This is a genomic window from Paraburkholderia saeva (assembly GCF_907164555.1).
Lineage (GTDB): Bacteria > Pseudomonadota > Gammaproteobacteria > Burkholderiales > Burkholderiaceae > Paraburkholderia > Paraburkholderia saeva.
In genome coordinates, this window is record NZ_CAJQZC010000007.1 from 122262 (window position 1) to 139708 (window position 17447).

Here is a 17447-nt window from a genome sequence, read left to right on the forward strand (position 1 = left end):
GGCTCGATCTGGATAATAAGGGGTAATTTTGCCTCCTTCTCATCGCATCTCGGGGATGTCAACCGCATCAGCATGATACGGATGCTCGTCGGGCCTCTGCTGCCCTCGCATCGTCGACAAACAAGTTCAAAAACAAACTTAGCTCGAGGACTGTCAATCGTGAACTTCCTCGTGAAAAAACTGGCTAGCATTGCGGCCGTATTTTTGAGTTGCTCAGCAAGCGCTTATGCTGATCCTGCAGTCGTTGGTTATTGGCAGATGGACTCCTACTATCAGCCAGCTGGCGGTCATTTCAGCACGCAGATGATTTGCCTGAACGCCGACAATACCTGGTATTCAACGACCCAAGGGCCCTGGAACGGTAACTGGTTCCAAAACGGCAGTGGAGTTCAGATTTATGGCAGCCTCTCGGCAGGCGTTTCGGGCCAGATTGCGACATTCGGCACCGTCCAGTTTATGCAATCGACCACCATGAATGGCGAGTATGTAGAGTGGAGCGTTCCCGGTATGCCGCCCCTTCAGTGGGACCGACACTACACGATCACCATGACGTATCAGGGCTCAGCTTGTCCAGGTCCCGCCTGACGCTGTCAGTCGCGAGACGTGCAGCGCTGCGCCGCACGTCCCGCGTCATTGGCATTGCCCCATCGTTACGATTGAAATAGCCTCAAACCGCATGTGCGCCTCCAAAATGAGAGGGGCGCATTGTTACGTTTCAAGATTCAAACTTTCCTCATTTCTTTCCCCCGCGTTCGCACATAAGGAAGATGCTCGAGCACAGATCCGGATATTGCTGTCCAACCTTGTAACATCCCTCAAGATACTCTTTGGAGATGATGTCTGTTTGCAGCAGTCGATCCCACTGGAAGTTCGCTAGTGCTTTAAAGAAGATCCCCGACCGGTGAACCACCTTCAGCCCAGCGGCAGCGGCGTCGCGTTCAAGGGCGTCCAGTGTGTAGGTGCGTCTATGACCATGCTCTGCCTCAGCGGGTGTTACGGCGGAATTGTGCGAAATCAATCCCATCTTTACCGCAATCTGCCTTGATGGCGCGTTGGCATTTGGGCACACCAGAAAAAACCGGCCGTTCTCGGCCAACCAGTCATCATTGATACGCTTTAACACCCGTACCGGATCATCCAGATGTTCCAGCACGTGGGTTAGCACGATGTTGTCGTAGCGGCGAGGCAGGACCGCTTCCTCAAACGTCGCATTGACGAACTGAACGCGTTTGCCCAGTTTTTGCTGCGCGTCGCGTATTGCCTCATCGGAGGCATCCACACAAGTGATGTCGTGAAAGTGGTCGAGAAAACGCTGGGTAAACTGGCCTTGATAACTTCCAAGTTCCAGAAGGTTCCCCTGACGGAAGAACGGCTCAAATGAGCGGATCATGTATGGGTGCATCACGTCAAAGTCGAAGCTATAGGCATACTTCTCCTTTGCGACGTTGTCCCCGTCTTTCAACTCCTGGTTATAGTCTCTTGGTTCTGACATGATCAATTCCCTTCTTGCTTAAGATTCCAGTACGGCCAAACCAAACCCATGGCGGCCGAACTCATTGCCGTTGTACAGCATGTAAACCTTATCGTCGCAGTCGAACACATGCGGGTAACACTGCATTTGCGAGTCCCACCCTTCGGCGGAGACATCGATGCCCGCCAGGCTGTCGTCGCGCACCCAATTTTCCAGGTCGGTGGACCAGGCATAGCCGATGCGATAGGCGCGGTTGCTGTCTTGCCGAAAACCGTAAGCCTGCCGGTAGCAAAAATACATGTGATAAACGCCATTCAGACAGATTACTGTCGGCAAGGCTTGGCACTCGTCGGCATTCAACCGGTCGCTGACGATCTGCCGCCCGTCGCGTCGCCAGTTGACCCCGTCCTGCGATGTGGCATGGGCGATCTTGTACACGCGATCTGGCGGCTCGGACGCGGTGAACTTTTCCCACTTCGTGCCGAAGATGTACCACATGTGATAGTCGTCGCCGTATCTGGCGACGAATGCATCGCCGACCAGAAATGGCTCTTTCAGCGAGGCAGTCAGCAGTGGCCCGCTACCGTGCCGTGTGAAAGTTTCTCCTTCGTCGTGACTTACCGCGAGGCCGATAGACGCATCCACCGAAACCGAAACCTTGCGATTCCAGCCCGTCGTATACGCCACAATCTGCTTGCCATCTCGCAGCACATTGAACGGAAAAATGCCGTGCTCGTCGAAACAGCCCAGTCCGCCTAGCGCGATCACCGGCTGGGACGACACGCCCAGAAGTCTGCTCATGTCATGCGAATAATCGGCATACGCCACATGACTGAGATATTTGCCCACGTTGTCCCGTTCTCGGGTTGAAAAGTAGACCCGCACCCGGTCGGCCAGAACTAGCGTCTGCGGTGACTGGGCGAACTCCACACAACGGTTGGGAAGCTCGTGCTCGGTTGGGTTGAATATCTTGCCTAGCTTCCTCCACTTCATGCCTGCCCCCACTCTTCCGAAGATTGCAGCAACGCCAGCCCGAACCCGGCGCGCCCCATGCCGTTGCCTTGGTAAAGCATGTACGTCGAATTATCCAGTTCAAAGATATGCGGATAGTTGACCATTTCCGAATCCCATCCTGTTTCAGACAGTCCGATATTCAGCAGATCGTCATTGCGTTGCCAATTGGTCATGTCCGTCGATGAAGCGTAGCCGATGCGGTAGCCGCCCTCACTACTCTTGTAGTTGCGGATGTCACGGTAAGAAAAGAACATGTGGTATCGACCATTACGGTAGGACACATCCGGGCAGGCCTGGCACTCGTGCTCGCCCAGTTTGTCCGCAATCAGGTCGCGGCCGTGTCTGACCCAGTCGATTCCGTTGTCTGAAGTAGCCATGCGAATTTTATATACCGGCTCCGGCTTGCCGTCGGTCATTCGCCATTCCTTGCCGGCCACATACCAGAGCTGCCAATGTCCTTCGAACTTGCGGATGCGCGGGCTGCCAAGCAGGAAGGGCTCGTCCGGACTGTAGGACAGCACCGGTCCATCTCCCAGCCGGTTAAAGGTCTCGCCACCGTCATGGCTGATTGCCACGCCGATAGCAGCGTTGAATGGCACCGATTCGCAGCGAGTCCACCCGGCGTAATACGCGCGAACTTCGGCACCGTCGCGGATCACGGACGCTGGATACGTGCCAAACTCATCAAAAGTGCCGTATTTTCCCAAGTCCAACACTGGGTTCTCGCACACCCGCCGGATGTTGAGCAAGTTGTCGCGATCGACATCTATGAAGGAGATATAGCTGAGGTATTGTCCGTCCGGCGCCGGGGCCGGACGCGAGCAGAAAAACACTCGCACGAAACTATCTTCGATAAGTACAGACGGTGATTGTGCGAATTCATGCATCCAGCTTGCAGTCTTCAAATCCTTGGGATCGAATACTTTGCCAAGCTTCTTCCATCTAAACATAAGAGTCTTGTCCTAGTCGTCGGCCAACCGTCGCAGGTTACGCGCGCCTGTCTTCAGGCTGCCATAGTAGTAGTCGTTGAAACCGGCTGCGTCCATCAAGTCAAAGACCTTCTGCATGTCATATTCAACGCGATGCAGGGTGAAATCCCCTGTCTCGTAGACGGCGAATGCAGCTCGTGGATCGCCGTCCCTGGGCTGACCTACCGAACCGGGATTGCAGTAAATTTTCTCGCCGAACCGCTGAACGGTTTGAATGTGGGTATGTCCGGAGACGAATACGCTGCCTTGCACACGGTCGAAATACTCGGCGGTTGGCTTCAGATACTCGTCAATGGGGTCCCCCCAGCCACCATGCACCAGTCGTATCTCGTCGATACGCATTTGAACTGGAAAACTGCGCAGCCATTCGAGATGGTCATCCTCGATGATGGTGCGTTGATAAGCGAGGCAGTCGTTGACGCTGCGCGAGCGTGGGCAGAAGCCGCCGCCCGCCATGTACCAGTCGTGGTTGCCCATTACGCAGGGAATCTCACGCTCGCGCAGAGTCCGACAGCACTCGTTAATTTGCGAGTAGTAGCCGACGACGTCGCCGGCGCAGTAAATGCGATCTACGTCGAGCCGGTCGATATCCGCCAGCACCGATTTGAGCGCTTCGTAGTTACCGTGAATGTCAGAGATAAACGCCGTCTTCATAGAAAATCTGCTCGTCAGTGTAGCGGACTGCCCGACCGCGCCTGATCGCGGGTTGCGTCGGCTTTCGTTGATCCAGAAAGTAATCCAGGGCCATCGCGCTTTCGTTATAGCCGAATGCGGTTCGGATGGATGTAGAGGAAGAAATTCTCGGGTTAATCTCTAGCAACTTCGGACCGCCTGGGCAACGTCGAAACTGGAAATTGGTCGGCCCCAACGGGCGAAAAAGCTGACACAACTCGGCGATCGCCGGCGAGAATTCCGCCGTGTCCGCCACTTCGGCCTTGTCAGTAAAGCCGTCGGGCGACAGCTTGCGCCGCAGCGTCATGCCGGCAAAATAGCCGCCAAGCCCGTCACAAAACGCAGAGGTGGTGAACTCTTCTTCATCATTGCCCACGATTGGCTGTGCCATCAGGATAGTTCCGACGTCCTCGCGGTACCTAAGGAAAATCTCTTCCGACGTGACCCGTACGATTCCCTTCGATCCAAAACCTCGACGCGGCTTCAGCAAGAACGGTAGACCAAACCTTCGCGCCAGCGTATTGAAGTCCGGCTCCAGAGAGCTTTCAATGGCGCACGCTACGCCGGCCGCCTTCAACTGCTGGTAGAAGCCCCATTTATCCTTGCACAGTTCGATCAGTTCCTGAGCGTTAAGCAATGGCAACGCGCCGGTGGCGCGAATCTCGGATACGTGCTCGACCCAGTGATACATGTCGATTTCGATGGCGGGTATCAGCAGGTCGATGCGGTGCATGCGCAACGTGGCGAGCAGCCAGTCCAGGTATTCCGGTGCGTTGGTGGGTTTGGCCAACTCAAACGCATCGCAAAATGCAGGCGCCACCGAGTCGTTATAGATTGACGTGCCCACCAGGAAGCACGGCTGCCCGACTTGCCGCAGCGAGCGCAATACACCGTAACCGACGATGCCGCTGGCACCGGAAACCAGCACCCTCTTCATGACAGTACCTTTCTTCGCGCCGCTTCCTGTGGCATGCCTCGGGCCATCGAGATCTGCACGAAATGGGTGGTCCGATGACGCTGCTCGGCTTCAGCAGCAAAAATGTCCGTCGGAACGTTCAACTCATCCAACATGAAACGGATGCTATTGCTGTGATTGAATGGTGCGATAGACGCTGCCGCCGTTGCGGCAAGCGACTCAATGACAGGCTTCCGCCCGTGCGCGATCGAAGATTGTTCGCTCAAGATCTTTATCTTCATTCCGGCTTCCACATCATTTGGCCGAAACTTCAGCAAGTATCCCGCAACTCAGTTCGGGATAGTCGATACCAACCGCGCACAGACCATCAATGATCTTCCGGTCCAGTTGCAGATTAAGCAATTGGCGAGTGGTGAAAGGTTTCAGATATATGCCTTCAAGCCGATCGATCTCGCAATCCGCCTTGGTCACTTCGGCGCGCAAGCTCGACACGGTGTAATAGCGCTTGTGACCCAGCAAGTGATCATTTTCGGATAAGGTGGTCACGTCGTCCAATAATCCAGCCAGATGCCCCAGCCTGCGATTCAGTACTTCTGCGTTCGGCACGGCCAGGAACATCTTTCCGCCGGGCGCGAGAAAGGATCGATAGCGGCGCAAGATCTGCAGCGGATCATCCACGTGCTCAAGGATGAATCCCATGACGATCACGTCAAACCGTTCGTCGGTGGAAAACTCCTCGAAATAGGTTTCAATGATCTGCGCCCTGCTGGCCGGGTGTTTCTGACGGAAGTTCTGGATAATCGCGGGTGAGCCCTCCAGCACGACATGCCGTGGGAATTTGCTGGAGAAGATATCGACGGTGTGCCCGTGTCCCAGGCCCAGCTCCAGTAGCGAACTTCTGGCGCCTGCCTGATGCAAAATTCTTTGCGGATACCAGGTCATCAATATCTCGTTATCGAAATCGTACAGGTTGTCGCTTTGATAAGCGGCCACATGCGAATCCAGCGTATTGCTCATTTCATCCTCAAGCGGTAGTGCGTCTCACGTCAGATCAATTCGTAGCTATCTCTTACCTCGGCACGGACACGCTCTGGCGGGTTGAACATCAATACATCCACAATGGAAAGCCAGGGCACAAATGGCGCGTCAAACTGCGCGTATTCAAATGAAGTCGACCGTACGAATTTGAGTTCCATGCCCTGCGCCTGAAAGTCGCTTCTCGTATAAAGTTCGATCCCACCTATTGAGTTGACATAGGTTTTTGCACCCAGCGCCCTACACAGCCCTAGCACTTTGTCCTGCCCCCTCAGTTCGTGATCAATGTCGATTCCGGACGACACGCGGATTTCCGTATCCAGTTCGAGGTGCGCACATACACTGACGATGGAATGATGCAGATAGCGGAACAGATTGACATCGTCGTAACGCACAATCCGTTCAATCAGTGGGAATGTCTGTTCAAAATGCGGAGCATGTCTGTACGAACCGATGATCTGATTCAGTAGCTTGTCGCGTCTGAAATCCCCTGCGAGCTCACGTTCGCAAACGTCCAGCGAGTCCGAGCCGCTTTTCAAAGGCAAAGAAAAGATTGCATCGTGTCCATTCTGCAAAATCCGGTTGCGGTTGATCCAGCCTTTCTTTGTGTATTTGATGTTGTCGTACACAACAAACAGATCCACCGCCGCGATGAGCTGGAAATACCCGATGTAGGGAAGGAAGTATGGCTGCATGATGGCCAGTTTCATCCCCTCCCTCCCGACGCCGCTCGCCGAACCCGTATTCACGTTTTACTGGTCCGCAATGAAGCGAGTGATCTCATCGACCACCGATATTTCCAGGTCGGGGTAGATCGGCAAGCACAGAATTTGTTGTGATGAAGCTGTTGCCACTGGCAGATTCTCCCGATGGGCAGAAGGTAATCCGCGATACATGGGGAAATCCGAAATCAGTGGATAGAAATAGCGACGCGGATGAATGCCCCTATCCTTGAGCTTCTGATAAAGGTCGTCACGGCGGATTGGATAGTCGGCCTGGACCAGAATCGGAAAGTAGGCATAGTTAGCGATTTTCTCTCCTGCGCCCTTCAGACAATGAATGCCCTTTACGCCCTCCAGACGTTCACGGTAGGCAGTGTCAATCCTCTTTCGCCGGGCAAGCGCCTGATCAATGTACTTCAACTGCAGCAACCCCAGGGCCGCGTTGAATTCACTCATTTTTCCGTTAATACCAGGGGCCACTACAGTCACTTCGCCCACGTGACCGAAGTTTTTCAGTTGATCGATGCGTACTTTGGTTTTGGCATCGGGGCAGATGATGGCGCCGCCCTCAAACGTATTGAATACCTTAGTGGCATGAAAGCTGAGCACTGACAAATCACCGTGCCTGAGCACGCTGCCGGAATCGCATTCGACGCCAAAAGCGTGCGCCGCGTCGTAAATGACCTTCAAATTGTAGTTATCGGCGATTTTCTGAATGGCATCGATGTCGCAAGGATGCCCGTAACAATGCACCGGCATGATTGCCGTAGTCTGTGGAGTGATTGCTGCCTCGATCTTCGCAGGATCCAGGTTGAGCGTATCGCGATCGATATCGGCGAAAACGGGCTTGATGCCGTTCCACAACAATGAATGGGAGGTCGCGACGAATGAATAGGGCGTAGTGATGACTTCCCCTGTGATTCGCAAAGCCTGCAAGGCGGTAACCAATGCGAGGGTGCCATTCGTAAACAGGCAGATATGTTCTACGCCGAGATATTCACAAAGCTCCTTTTCCAGCTGTTCGTGGAACGGGCCTCCATTCGTCAGGACCTTGTTGTTCCAGATCTGTTGCAAGTAAGGGGCGAACTCGTCCAGGGGCGGCAAGGTCGGCTTGGTGACGAAAATGTTCTCGTTTCTCATGTATCAATCACTCAATGTTTGCGCTCAAGCCAGCACTTCGTTCATTCCCAGATGCGAAAGTCACTCGCGAATAAACAGTCCCCATACGATGCCTGCTCAAGCTGCTGAGGAAACGGTGCACCATCGGTCACGATTTCCTCGTTTTCAACCTTCTCAACCGAAGAGCGAGCCCGCGCGAGCGGCGGGAGGTGTCGCGAGGCAATGATGATTCGCTCGACTATGCACCTCGGGACGACGCGAAGTAATGTATTGGCGCTCATTTGTTCCTCTCGTCCCGCAAAAAAGTTGTCTGTTCGCACTCCGACGCGCGCGACGCCCCAAAGCGAACTCCGGTTCGACGGATCTCCTGGGGGATGGGCGGCATCGGAGCGGCCGGCGACACACAGGAAAGAGTCAAGGTTTCGGTAAGGGAGGCGATCTGGGTGGATTATGCAACCCGGCCGACCGTGCTGAACTGCGGATATGAGCCCGAAAGCCATGCCTGTTTGCGGGATCGCGAATGAGCCCGGAACCACTCCACAGCTTGCGGCCGCGCCCCGCAGGAATGGGCGCGACCCTGCAAACGTATCGGAGAGGAGCGCCCGCGACCAGGTCGAAAATAGCCCCTAAATCCGCCCCTGTTCCCCTGATTGAAGCGCCGTACTTGAAGCTACGATCCTGCCATCGAAAGACCGCATTGCGCGCCTGGCTGTATCACAACAGGCCACTGGCATGGCGGTGAATGCCGGCTGAAAGCATTGAATACCCAGGCAACGCAAAGGCAGTTCAATTACAGGAAGGATTCGCTTCAATGGCTACCGTCAGTATTCTGATTCCGGCATTCAAGGCCCAGTTTCTCGGCCGAGCGCTGATAAGTGCACAGCAGCAGACGTTCGAAGATGTCGAGATTCTCGTGGGCGATGACACGCCCCATGGCGACCTGGAAGCGCTTGTTCGGCGCGTTGGGGATTCGCGCGTGCAGTATTTCCATCACGGGTTTCAAAACGGTTCGGAAAACGCCCGCCAGTTGTGGCGGCGCGCGAGCGGTAAATACGTTAAATGGCTGTTCGACGATGACGTCTTGATGCCGAACTCGGTCGAAATCCTGATCGCCGCACTGCGTGAAAATCCAGAATCCGCGCTGGCGTTTCATGGCCGCGTGTTTATCGATGGTGATGATCAGGTGACGTTCGTTCCGCCCGCGCTGGTCAACGAAGGTGAGCGCGTGCTTCTCGATCGGGCATTCCTCGCGGAGCACATGGTCGCCAATCAAAATAATTTCGTGGGTGAGCCGAGCAATATCATGCTCAATCGCGAACTTGTCGAACTGGATGAACTGTTCGGTTATCGCGATCTCGACTTGTTGTTCCTCGCCGATGTAGCGATGTGTCTGAACCTCTCCGGGCGTGCACCGATTGTCGCGGTCGGTGGATACGGAAGCGCCTTCAGGCAGCACGCCGGTCAGAATTCCAGCCAGAGCAGCCCGCGCTTCAGCGCCGGGCTCTTCGAGTGGGAAATGATGTTGCGCGGCGAGGCCGCGGATGGTCGCCTGCACGGCGAGGCCCTTGCGGCGGCGAGAGATCGAATGAAAGCGATCTATACAGGCTGGGCAGGTAAACTCCCGGAACTCGGCGCACTGCTGGGCAATCTGGACGAGCTGACACAGCTTCCGTCAAACGAACTGTTTAACTCGGTGCAGTATCAGTCGAACCTGAAGAGCGCGCGCGACGCCGTAATGGAGCGAGTAACAGCACGCAAAAATCCAGCTGATACCCAGGACTTCTGTGTGATCTGCGAGCAACCCGTCGATACATGGTTGGCGCACCCGAACATCAATATGCGCATGGATTTCATGGAGCATACCGAGACGATCGGCTCGATTCTCGACAAGCACAACTGCCCGCATTGCTACTGCAACGACCGTGAGCGCCATGTATGGCTATATATCGCGTACTCCGGAATCCTCGAGGACGCGCCGGGAAAGCGCATCCTCCATATTGCCCCCGAAGTCCGAATCGAACAGCGCATTCGCCGGCTCCAGCCACGAGAGTACATCGCCGGCGACCTGTTTCCGCGTTCCCCGGACCACCGCAAGATCAACGTCGAAGCCCTCGATTTCCCCGACGGCTACTTCGACCTGATCATCTGCAATCACGTACTGGAGCATGTCGACAACCCAGATGTCGCGCTGGCCGAGTTCAGCCGTTGCCTCGCGCCCGGTGGTCACGTCGTGGCGCAGACGCCTTACTCGCCGATCCTCAAGCGCACGTTCGAACTGAACAAGCCGGCCTCGGTTCCGTTCAAGACGTGGTACTTCGGTCAGGACGACCATGTACGCCTCTTCGGCGCTGACATCGTCGATTACTTCCGCGACGCGGGTCTTAACGGCGACCTGTACCCTCATGCGACGGTACTGGGCAACATCGATGCAGATGTGGTGGGTTGCAACGTGCGCGAACCATTCTTCCTGTTCGCCAAGGACGAGGCGCCCGTGTTTGCGTCGTGAAGCGCGATAACAAACCTCGACTCCAGACCCGATCCATTCATGAAGCCCATTCGACTCGTCTGCGCCACCCGGCACTCGCGCGAACAGTTCGCCACGGAGTCAGCCCTTGGGCGCTCGCTGTCGATCTACAGACACACCACGCCGCCCGAATTCCTGCTCTATGAGAAGAATTCGTACGGCCTCTCGACCGTCTACAACGCCGCGATCGACCACGCCAAAGACAACCCCGCGATTCTGGTCTTCATCCACGACGACATTTCGCTCGTCGACTTCTACTGGGTCGAGCGCATTTACGAAGCCGCGGCGAAGTTCGACATCGCCGGCCTCGCGGGCAACACACGCCGCGTTCCATACCAGCCGGCGTGGGCATTCGTCAACGCGCAGTTCCAGTGGGATGAGCGACAGTACTTGAGCGGCGTCGTTGGCCACGGCAAGGGCTTTCCTTGCGAAAACATCAGCGTGTTCGGCCCGTCGGAGCGCGAATGCAAGCTGCTCGACGGACTGATGCTGATCGCCGACAGCGAGCGGCTCCATTCCGCCGGTGTCCGATTTGACGAACAGTTCATGTTCCATTTCTACGACATGGACTTCTGCCGTCAGGCCGAGCTCAAGGGCCTGAAGATGGGCACGTATCCGATCAGCGTCGTTCACGAAAGCGGCGGTGCGTTTGGTACGCCGACGTGGCGTGAGGGCTACCAGCGGTATCTGCAGAAATACCAGAGCTAGACCAGCCGCACGGACGGCGCTCGCCATGCGGGTGCCGTGATCGGGACGTGTCGGGGAATCGGGGAACGAGTTTAAGAACGCGATGGAACAGGCGAACGACGAAGAACAGCGGGCGGGGGGAAACGGTCACCGGGATGCGCAGAACGCGCGCCTTCCGGCGACTGGCCACGCCGATGCACCTTCGACCGTTTCCATCGCCGACACGCTGCAGGCAGCTTTCGCGCACCATCAGGCTGGACGCTTCACCGAGGCCGCCGCTCACTATCAGCAGATTCTTTCCCGCGAGCCTGATCACGCGGACGCCGTGCATTTTGTCGGTCTGCTCATCTGCGACGCGGGCGACATCGCGACCGGAATCGAATGGATCAGGCGGTCAATCGGGCTGTATCCCAACGCTATCTACTACAACAACCTCGGCAATGTGCTGACGCGCCGAGGCGAGCATCATCCGGCGATCGAGGCCTATCGCGAGGCGATCGCACTCCGGTCGGATTACGCGGAAGCGCACAGCAATCTCGGCAACGCGTTGCGCGTGGCGGGCGATCCGGCAGCCGCGATCGACAGCTGCGCTGCCGCGCTCGCACTGGCGCCCGGTTTCGCCGAGGCCTGGAACAATCTCGGGAACGCGTTCAAGGATCACGGCGACGCCGACGCCGCGATGAAGAGCTACGCGAAAGCGCTCAGCCTGCGGCCCGACTACGCCGAAGCACATAACAACCTCGGCAACGTGTACGAAAAGCAGAGCCATCTTGTCGAGGCGACGGCCTGTTATCGCCAGGCGATCGCCCTGAAGCCGAAGGTTGCGACGATGCACAACAACCTCGGCAACGTGCTGCGCGACCAGGGCCTGCTCGACGACGCTGCGATCAGCTTCCGCCAGGCCACCACGCTCGACCCCGATCTGCTCGCCGCGCGCAGCAATCTGCTGCTGCAACTCAACTTCATGCCGCAGGTTTCGCTCGAGGAACAGATCGCCGAAGCACGCCGCTTTGGCGACCATCAGGTCGCCCGCCTGAAGCGGTTGACGCATGAGGTGCCGACCGCGGTCGCATCGAAGCCGCGCCTGAAAATCGGTTTTGTTTCGGGCGATCTGCGAACGCATCCGGTCGGCTTCTTTCTGGAAAACGTCGTCGCGCAGATCGACACCGCGCAGATCGAACTGATCGCGTACGCCACTCAACGCGACGAAGACGCCCTGACCGCGCGTCTCAAGCCGCATTTTGCCGCGTGGCACTCCCTCGCCGGTCTCGACGACGAAACCGCCGCGCACCGGATCCGCGCGGATGGCATCGATATTCTCGTCGACCTGTCGGGCCATACGACGCACAACCGTCTTTCGATGTTCGCGTGGAAGCCGGCACCGGTTCAGGTGAGCTGGCTCGGCTACTTCGCGACAACCGGCGTCGACGCGATCGACTACATCCTCGGCGACCGGCACGTTTTGCCCGACGACGAAGCGTCGCACTTCGTCGAACGACCGTGGCGCATGCCGGACAGCTATGTGTGCTTCACGCCGCCGGCTTTCGACATTCCGCTCGGGCCGCTGCCCGCCTCGACAAAGGGCGCGCTCACGTTCGGCTGCTTCAACCATCTCGTGAAGCTGAACGACGCCGTCGTCGCGCTGTGGTCGCGTGTGTTGCACGCGGTTCCCGGCTCGCGGCTGCATCTGAAGACGAAGCAGCTTGACGACGCTTCGGTGCAGCTGTCGACGTCCGCGCGTTTTGCCGCACATGGCATCGATGTCGCGCGCCTGACGCTCGAAGGGCAGTCGCCGCGCGGCGAGTTGCTCGCGACGTATAACCGCGTCGACATCGCACTCGACCCGTATCCGTATCCCGGCGGCGTGACCACGGTCGAAGCGCTGTGGATGGGCGTGCCGGTGCTCACCCGTCGCGGCGACCGGTTCCTGTCGCACGTTGGCGAAAGCATTCTGAACACAGTCGACCTCGCCGGATGGATCGCCGCCAACGACGACGAATACGTCGCCAGGGCAGTCGCCTTTGCCGCAGACCGCGATCACCTGATGCACCTGAAAGCGGGTTTGCGTCAGCAACTTCTGGCATCGCCCCTGTGCGACGCGCCGCGCTTCGCGCGCAATCTCGAAGGCGCGTTTCGCGGCATGTGGCGCCAGTACGTCGCCGCTTCACAGACACATTCGCACGACGGCGCACGCGTGCCGCGCGCCGTCAATCCCGATCGCAATCAACTTGAGAACGCCCCGAACCACGCGGGACGCATTGCCCCATGAACGACTCCGGTAACCAGGGTCTGTCTGTGTCCGAAAGCGCGCGCGCTTCCGGACATCTCACGCCGACACCGCAGACGCTCGACCTCACATTCGCTGAAGCGCTTGTCCAGGGGCTCGCACACTACGAGGCAAATCGTCTCGTTGAAGCGGAGACGCTCTTTCGCCGCGTGCTCGCGATCGACCCGAACCACACCGATGCGATGCACCTGCTGGGTCTCGTCGCACATCAGGCTGGCCGGTACGCGGAGGCTTCAGAGCTGATCATGTCGGCGATCACGCAGAAGCCGCAGGCGCTGTACTACTTCAATCTCGGCAACGTGATGCAGTCGAACAACCGGCCCGCAGCGGCGGCCGAGTGCTTTCGGCAGGCCATCGCGATGGAGCCGGATCATATCGACGCGCACAACAACCTCGGCAATGCACTACGTCTGCTGAAGAAACACGAGGCAGCTGTGCAGTCGTTCTGCAACGCGATCAACCTGGCCCCGGAACATGCGCAGGCGTACAACAATCTCGCGAACACGCTGATGGAACTCGGCGAACTCGACGCGGCCATCGAAGCGTATCGAAGCGCGATCGCGCTGCGTCCGGATTTCGCCGAACCGCACAGCAACCTGCTGTTCGCGCTGAATTACCTCGCATCCACGACGCCGCAGCAATACCTCGACGAAGCGCGTCGCTTCGCCGCGCAGATCAGCACGCAGGCAAAACCGTGGAAGACCTGGCTGGTCGATGACGCGCCACGCACGGCGCGCCCGCTGCGCGTCGGCATCGTATCAGGCGATCTGAAAAAGCATCCGGTGGGCTATTTCATCGAAAGCGTCGTGGCTGAACTCGATCCGGCGCGAATCGAACTCATCGCGTATCCGACGCGCACGCTCGAAGACGACCTGACCGCGCGCATCAAGCCGCGCTTTAGCGCGTGGACGAGCATCGCCGGCATGAGCGACGAAGCCGCCGCGCAACGCATTCGCGACGATCGCATCGACGTGCTGCTTGATGGCTCCGGTCATACGGTCTACAACCGCCTGCCGCTGTTCGCGTGGAAGCCCGCGCCGGTGCAGGTGAGCTGGCCTGGTTTTTTTGCGAGCACGGGTCTGGACACGATCGATTACGTGCTTGGTGACCGTCACGTGTTGCCAGTGGAAGAAGCACATTTCGTCGAGAAGCTGTGGCGTCTGCCGGACAGCTATCTGTGCTTCACGCCGCCGCACGACGACGTGAAAGTCGGCCCGTTGCCGATGCTCGCGAACGGCGGCGCGGTGACGTTCGGCTGCTTCGGCCAGCTGGCGAAGATTACGGATCACGTCGTCGCGTTATGGTCGCGTCTGCTGCACGCCATGCCGCACGCGAAGCTGTTCCTGAAGGCCGAGCAGCTGGATACCTCGCATGTTCACGAAGCCACATTGGGCCGCTTCGCCGCGCATCGCATCGACGCTTCACGTCTGATTCTCGAAGGCCGCTCGCCGCGCGCGGAGTATCTGGCGGCCTACCACCGCGTCGATATCGCGCTGAGCCCGTTCCCGTATCCCGGCGGCACGACGACTGCCGAAGCCCTGTGGATGGGCGTGCCGGTGCTCTGCCGTCGCGGTAACCGCTTCCTGTCGCATATCTGCGAAAGCTTCCTGCATTCGGCCGGCCTCGACACCTGGATCGCCGCCGACGAAGAAGACTATCTCGCCCGCGCCATCGCGTTTGCCGCCGATAGCGCAAGCCTCGCCACGCTGCGCGCCGGCCTGCGCGAGCAGGTGGTCGCGTCGCCGCTGTGCGATGCGCCGCGCTTTGCACGAAATCTCGAAGCCGCCTTGCATGGCATGTGGGCGCAACACCTTATCGCTGTCATGGAGGTTGCAGAATGAATAACCAGTCCGCCCTGATTACCGGCGGCGCCGGCTTCGTCGGCTCGCATCTGTGCGACCGCCTCGTCGCTTCCGGCTACGACGTCATGTGCGTCGACAATTTCCACACGGGCAGCAAGCAGAACATCCAGCATCTGGTCGGCCGCGTGAACTTCGAGCTGATCCGGCACGACGTATGGCTGCCGCTCTATGTCGAAGCAGACCGCGTGTTCAACATGGCGTGTCCCGCGAGCCCCGTGCATTACCAGAGCGATCCCGTTTCGACCGTGAAGACCGCCGTGCTGGGCGCGATCAACATGCTTGGCCTTGCGAAGCGCTGCGGCGCGCGCATCCTGCAGGCGTCGACGAGCGAAGTCTATGGTGACGCGCAGCAGCATCCGCAGCAGGAAAGCTACTGGGGCAACGTGAACCCGACCGGCCCGCGCGCCTGTTACGACGAAGGCAAGCGGTGCGCCGAAACGCTCTTCTTCGATTACCACCGTCAGCATGGCGTGGATATCCGCGTCGTGCGGATTTTCAACACGTACGGTCCGCGCATGCGTCCGGACGACGGCCGCGTGGTGTCGAACTTCATCATGCAGGCGCTGCGCGGCGACCCGATCACGCTGTACGGGGACGGCAGCCAGACGCGCTCGTTCTGCTATGTCGACGATCTCGTCGAAGGCCTGTTGCGGATGATGGACCAGAACGAGGTGACGGGTCCGATCAACATCGGCAACCCGTCGGAAATCACGATCCGCGATCTCGCGGAAACGGTGTTGCGGCTGACCGGCTCGAAGAGCCGCATCGAGTATCGCCCGCTGCCGCAGGACGATCCCATTCAACGCAGGCCCGACATCACGAAGGCCCGCCAGCACCTCGACTGGCAACCGGGCGTCGGGCTCGAAGACGGTCTGAAAGAAACGATCGCGTACTTCAAACATCTGGTGAAATCATGAGTCTTGATCTTGTGGGGACGACCTGTCCCGTTTGCGCCCACTCGGTCGCGGCGCGCTTCTTTCCGGCTGGCGAACAGACGCTCGCGACGCTCGCGTGGCCCGCATCGGCCGAAGCCGCACGCGCGCTGCCGCGTCACGCGCAGGATTTCGTGCAGTGCCCATCGTGCTCGCATGTGTGGAACCACAAGTTTCACTACGACGCGATTCCGTACGAAAGCAACCCGAACCGCATGTTCAACAGCGGCGGCATCTGGAAGGGCCACCTCGCCGATACGCGCGACGTGCTGCTGAATCATCTGCCGGCCGCGCCGCTCGTCGTCGAAATCGGCTGCGGTGAAGGCCACTTTGTGCGCGGCCTCGCGCAGGCGCGCGAAGCGGGCCGCTTTATCGGCTTCGATCCGAACGCGAGCCCGGAGACGGGCAAGGGCGTCGAGTTTCACGCGCGTCTCTTCGATCCGCTCGTCGACATGAGCGCGTTCACGCCGGATGCGGTTGTGATCCGTCACGTCCTGGAACACCTCACCGAACCGGCGAAGCTGATCGAGCAACTCGCGTGGGGCGCGGCGATGCAGGGCAGCAAGGATTGCTGGCTGTTCGCCGAAGTGCCGTGTATCGACCGCGTCTTCGAAACGAACCGGCTGGCCGATTTCTTCTACGAACACGTCTCGCATTTCACGACGGAATCGTTTCGCACGCTGATGTCGCGCGCGGGCGAGATCGTCGTGCTTGAACACGGTTACGACGGCGAAGTGGTCTACGCGCTCGTGAAGCTCGGCGTGCCGGCGCACGCGCGTGAGCGTGCCGCTGCAGCGACGCGTTTTGCCGCGCGCACCGTCGAGAGCCGCGAGACGATCGCACAGCAGTTGTCAGGCCTCGCTGCTTCGGGCAAGCGCGTCGCGATCTGGGGCGGCACGGGCAAGGCAGCGGCCTTCATCCACCAGTTCGGCGCGGATGCCGCGCGCTTTCCGCTGGTTGTGGATTCGGATCCGCACAAGGCCGGCACGTATGTGCCGGGCACGGGCCAGAAGATCGAATTCCGCGACGTGCTGAAGGCCTCTGGCGTCGACGTCATCGTAATTCCGACGCAGTGGCGCGCGCGCGACATTATTGCGGAAATGTCCCGCGAAGGTATTGCGGCGCAAAGCGTGATGATCGAGCACAACGGCGCGCTGGTAGATTTCGGCGCCGAATCGCATCCGTACTGATTGAACCGGGCGGCGCGTGATGCGTCG

Annotated in this window: 16 protein-coding genes; 7 read left to right on the forward strand and 9 right to left on the reverse strand. The window is 58.6% G+C overall.

Annotation, left to right across the window (positions count from 1 at the left end):
* Positions 1–159 precede the first annotated feature (159 nt).
* Positions 160–585: a hypothetical protein gene (locus tag LPA36_RS19100; RefSeq protein ID WP_228879998.1), complete on the forward strand. Its 426-nt coding sequence runs from the start codon at positions 160–162 to the stop codon at positions 583–585.
* Positions 586–733: 148 nt separating this feature from the next.
* On the opposite strand, the gene LPA36_RS19105 is transcribed toward LPA36_RS19100, so the two are convergent.
* From LPA36_RS19105 to vioA, 9 genes are read right to left on the reverse strand one after another with little or no spacing between them, the layout of a single operon-like run.
* Positions 734–1492 carry a class I SAM-dependent methyltransferase gene (locus LPA36_RS19105; RefSeq protein ID WP_228880001.1) on the reverse strand — a complete coding sequence of 253 codons (759 nt, stop codon included), beginning with the start codon at positions 1490–1492 and terminating at the stop codon, positions 734–736.
* An 18-nt stretch (positions 1493–1510) separates the two neighbouring features.
* Positions 1511–2464 (reverse strand): glycoside hydrolase family protein, encoded by a 954-nt coding sequence (locus LPA36_RS19110; RefSeq protein ID WP_228880004.1) that lies wholly within the window; start codon positions 2462–2464, stop codon positions 1511–1513.
* The gene (locus LPA36_RS19115) at positions 2461–3435 is read right to left on the reverse strand and encodes a glycoside hydrolase family protein (RefSeq protein WP_228880007.1); all 975 of its coding nucleotides are present in this window, start codon (positions 3433–3435) and stop codon (positions 2461–2463) included. The genes LPA36_RS19110 and LPA36_RS19115 overlap by 4 nt, the downstream gene beginning before the upstream one ends.
* Before the next feature lie 12 nt (positions 3436–3447).
* On the reverse strand, positions 3448–4128 hold the full coding sequence (locus LPA36_RS19120; RefSeq protein ID WP_228880011.1) for a metallophosphoesterase family protein: 681 nt from the start codon (positions 4126–4128) through the stop codon (positions 3448–3450).
* A complete protein-coding gene (locus tag LPA36_RS19125) occupies positions 4106–5083 on the reverse strand; it encodes an ATP-grasp domain-containing protein (protein ID WP_228880013.1) in 978 nt (325 codons plus the stop codon). The genes LPA36_RS19120 and LPA36_RS19125 overlap by 23 nt, the downstream gene beginning before the upstream one ends.
* Positions 5080–5343, reverse strand: coding sequence for a hypothetical protein (locus LPA36_RS19130; RefSeq protein WP_228880016.1), 264 nt, complete (start codon positions 5341–5343; stop codon positions 5080–5082). Before LPA36_RS19130 ends, LPA36_RS19125 begins: the two co-directional genes overlap by 4 nt.
* Positions 5344–5356: 13 nt before the next feature.
* Positions 5357–6079, reverse strand: coding sequence for a class I SAM-dependent methyltransferase (locus LPA36_RS19135; RefSeq protein WP_228880019.1), 723 nt, complete (start codon positions 6077–6079; stop codon positions 5357–5359).
* Between the two features lie 29 nt (positions 6080–6108).
* Positions 6109–6807, reverse strand: coding sequence for a WbqC family protein (locus tag LPA36_RS19140; RefSeq protein ID WP_228880021.1), 699 nt, complete (start codon positions 6805–6807; stop codon positions 6109–6111).
* 42 nt (positions 6808–6849) lie between these two features.
* Positions 6850–7959 carry a dTDP-4-amino-4,6-dideoxy-D-glucose aminotransferase VioA gene (vioA, locus tag LPA36_RS19145; protein WP_228880023.1) on the reverse strand — a complete coding sequence of 370 codons (1110 nt, stop codon included), beginning with the start codon at positions 7957–7959 and terminating at the stop codon, positions 6850–6852.
* Positions 7960–8749: 790 nt separating this feature from the next.
* On the opposite strand from vioA, the gene LPA36_RS19150 reads away from it, so the two are divergent.
* The 6 genes from LPA36_RS19150 (at position 8750) to LPA36_RS19175 (ending at position 17420) form a co-directional block, all read left to right on the forward strand.
* Positions 8750–10444: a methyltransferase domain-containing protein gene (locus LPA36_RS19150; RefSeq protein WP_228880026.1), complete on the forward strand. Its 1695-nt coding sequence runs from the start codon at positions 8750–8752 to the stop codon at positions 10442–10444.
* 39 nt (positions 10445–10483) lie between these two features.
* On the forward strand, positions 10484–11170 hold the full coding sequence (locus LPA36_RS19155; protein ID WP_228880028.1) for a glycosyltransferase family 2 protein: 687 nt from the start codon (positions 10484–10486) through the stop codon (positions 11168–11170).
* A gap of 82 nt (positions 11171–11252) precedes the next feature.
* Complete coding sequence (locus LPA36_RS19160) at positions 11253–13418, forward strand: O-linked N-acetylglucosamine transferase, SPINDLY family protein (protein ID WP_228880029.1); 2166 nt, start codon at positions 11253–11255, stop codon at positions 13416–13418.
* Complete coding sequence (locus tag LPA36_RS19165) at positions 13415–15277, forward strand: O-linked N-acetylglucosamine transferase, SPINDLY family protein (RefSeq protein ID WP_228880032.1); 1863 nt, start codon at positions 13415–13417, stop codon at positions 15275–15277. The genes LPA36_RS19160 and LPA36_RS19165 overlap by 4 nt, the downstream gene beginning before the upstream one ends.
* The gene (locus tag LPA36_RS19170; protein ID WP_228880033.1) at positions 15274–16215 is read left to right on the forward strand and encodes a UDP-glucuronic acid decarboxylase family protein; all 942 of its coding nucleotides are present in this window, start codon (positions 15274–15276) and stop codon (positions 16213–16215) included. The genes LPA36_RS19165 and LPA36_RS19170 overlap by 4 nt, the downstream gene beginning before the upstream one ends.
* Positions 16212–17420: a class I SAM-dependent methyltransferase gene (locus LPA36_RS19175; RefSeq protein WP_228880034.1), complete on the forward strand. Its 1209-nt coding sequence runs from the start codon at positions 16212–16214 to the stop codon at positions 17418–17420. The genes LPA36_RS19170 and LPA36_RS19175 overlap by 4 nt, the downstream gene beginning before the upstream one ends.
* The last annotated feature ends 27 nt before the right edge of the window (positions 17421–17447 follow it).

Bases quoted from the DNA above. Each gene is read 5' to 3' on its own strand.
- LPA36_RS19105 (WP_228880001.1), bottom strand. From the start codon at position 1,492: ATGTCAGAACCAAGAGACTATAACCAGGAGTTGAAAGACGGGGACAAC.
- LPA36_RS19110 (WP_228880004.1), bottom strand. From the start codon at position 2,464: ATGAAGTGGAGGAAGCTAGGCAAGATATTCAACCCAACCGAGCACGAG.
- LPA36_RS19115 (WP_228880007.1), bottom strand. From the start codon at position 3,435: ATGTTTAGATGGAAGAAGCTTGGCAAAGTATTCGATCCCAAGGATTTG.
- LPA36_RS19120 (WP_228880011.1), bottom strand. From the start codon at position 4,128: ATGAAGACGGCGTTTATCTCTGACATTCACGGTAACTACGAAGCGCTC.
- LPA36_RS19125 (WP_228880013.1), bottom strand. From the start codon at position 5,083: ATGAAGAGGGTGCTGGTTTCCGGTGCCAGCGGCATCGTCGGTTACGGT.
- LPA36_RS19130 (WP_228880016.1), bottom strand. From the start codon at position 5,343: ATGAAGATAAAGATCTTGAGCGAACAATCTTCGATCGCGCACGGGCGG.
- LPA36_RS19135 (WP_228880019.1), bottom strand. From the start codon at position 6,079: ATGAGCAATACGCTGGATTCGCATGTGGCCGCTTATCAAAGCGACAAC.
- LPA36_RS19140 (WP_228880021.1), bottom strand. From the start codon at position 6,807: ATGAAACTGGCCATCATGCAGCCATACTTCCTTCCCTACATCGGGTAT.
- vioA (WP_228880023.1), bottom strand. From the start codon at position 7,959: ATGAGAAACGAGAACATTTTCGTCACCAAGCCGACCTTGCCGCCCCTG.
- LPA36_RS19150 (WP_228880026.1), top strand. From the start codon at position 8,750: ATGGCTACCGTCAGTATTCTGATTCCGGCATTCAAGGCCCAGTTTCTC.
- LPA36_RS19155 (WP_228880028.1), top strand. From the start codon at position 10,484: ATGAAGCCCATTCGACTCGTCTGCGCCACCCGGCACTCGCGCGAACAG.
- LPA36_RS19160 (WP_228880029.1), top strand. From the start codon at position 11,253: ATGGAACAGGCGAACGACGAAGAACAGCGGGCGGGGGGAAACGGTCAC.
- LPA36_RS19165 (WP_228880032.1), top strand. From the start codon at position 13,415: ATGAACGACTCCGGTAACCAGGGTCTGTCTGTGTCCGAAAGCGCGCGC.
- LPA36_RS19170 (WP_228880033.1), top strand. From the start codon at position 15,274: ATGAATAACCAGTCCGCCCTGATTACCGGCGGCGCCGGCTTCGTCGGC.
- LPA36_RS19175 (WP_228880034.1), top strand. From the start codon at position 16,212: ATGAGTCTTGATCTTGTGGGGACGACCTGTCCCGTTTGCGCCCACTCG.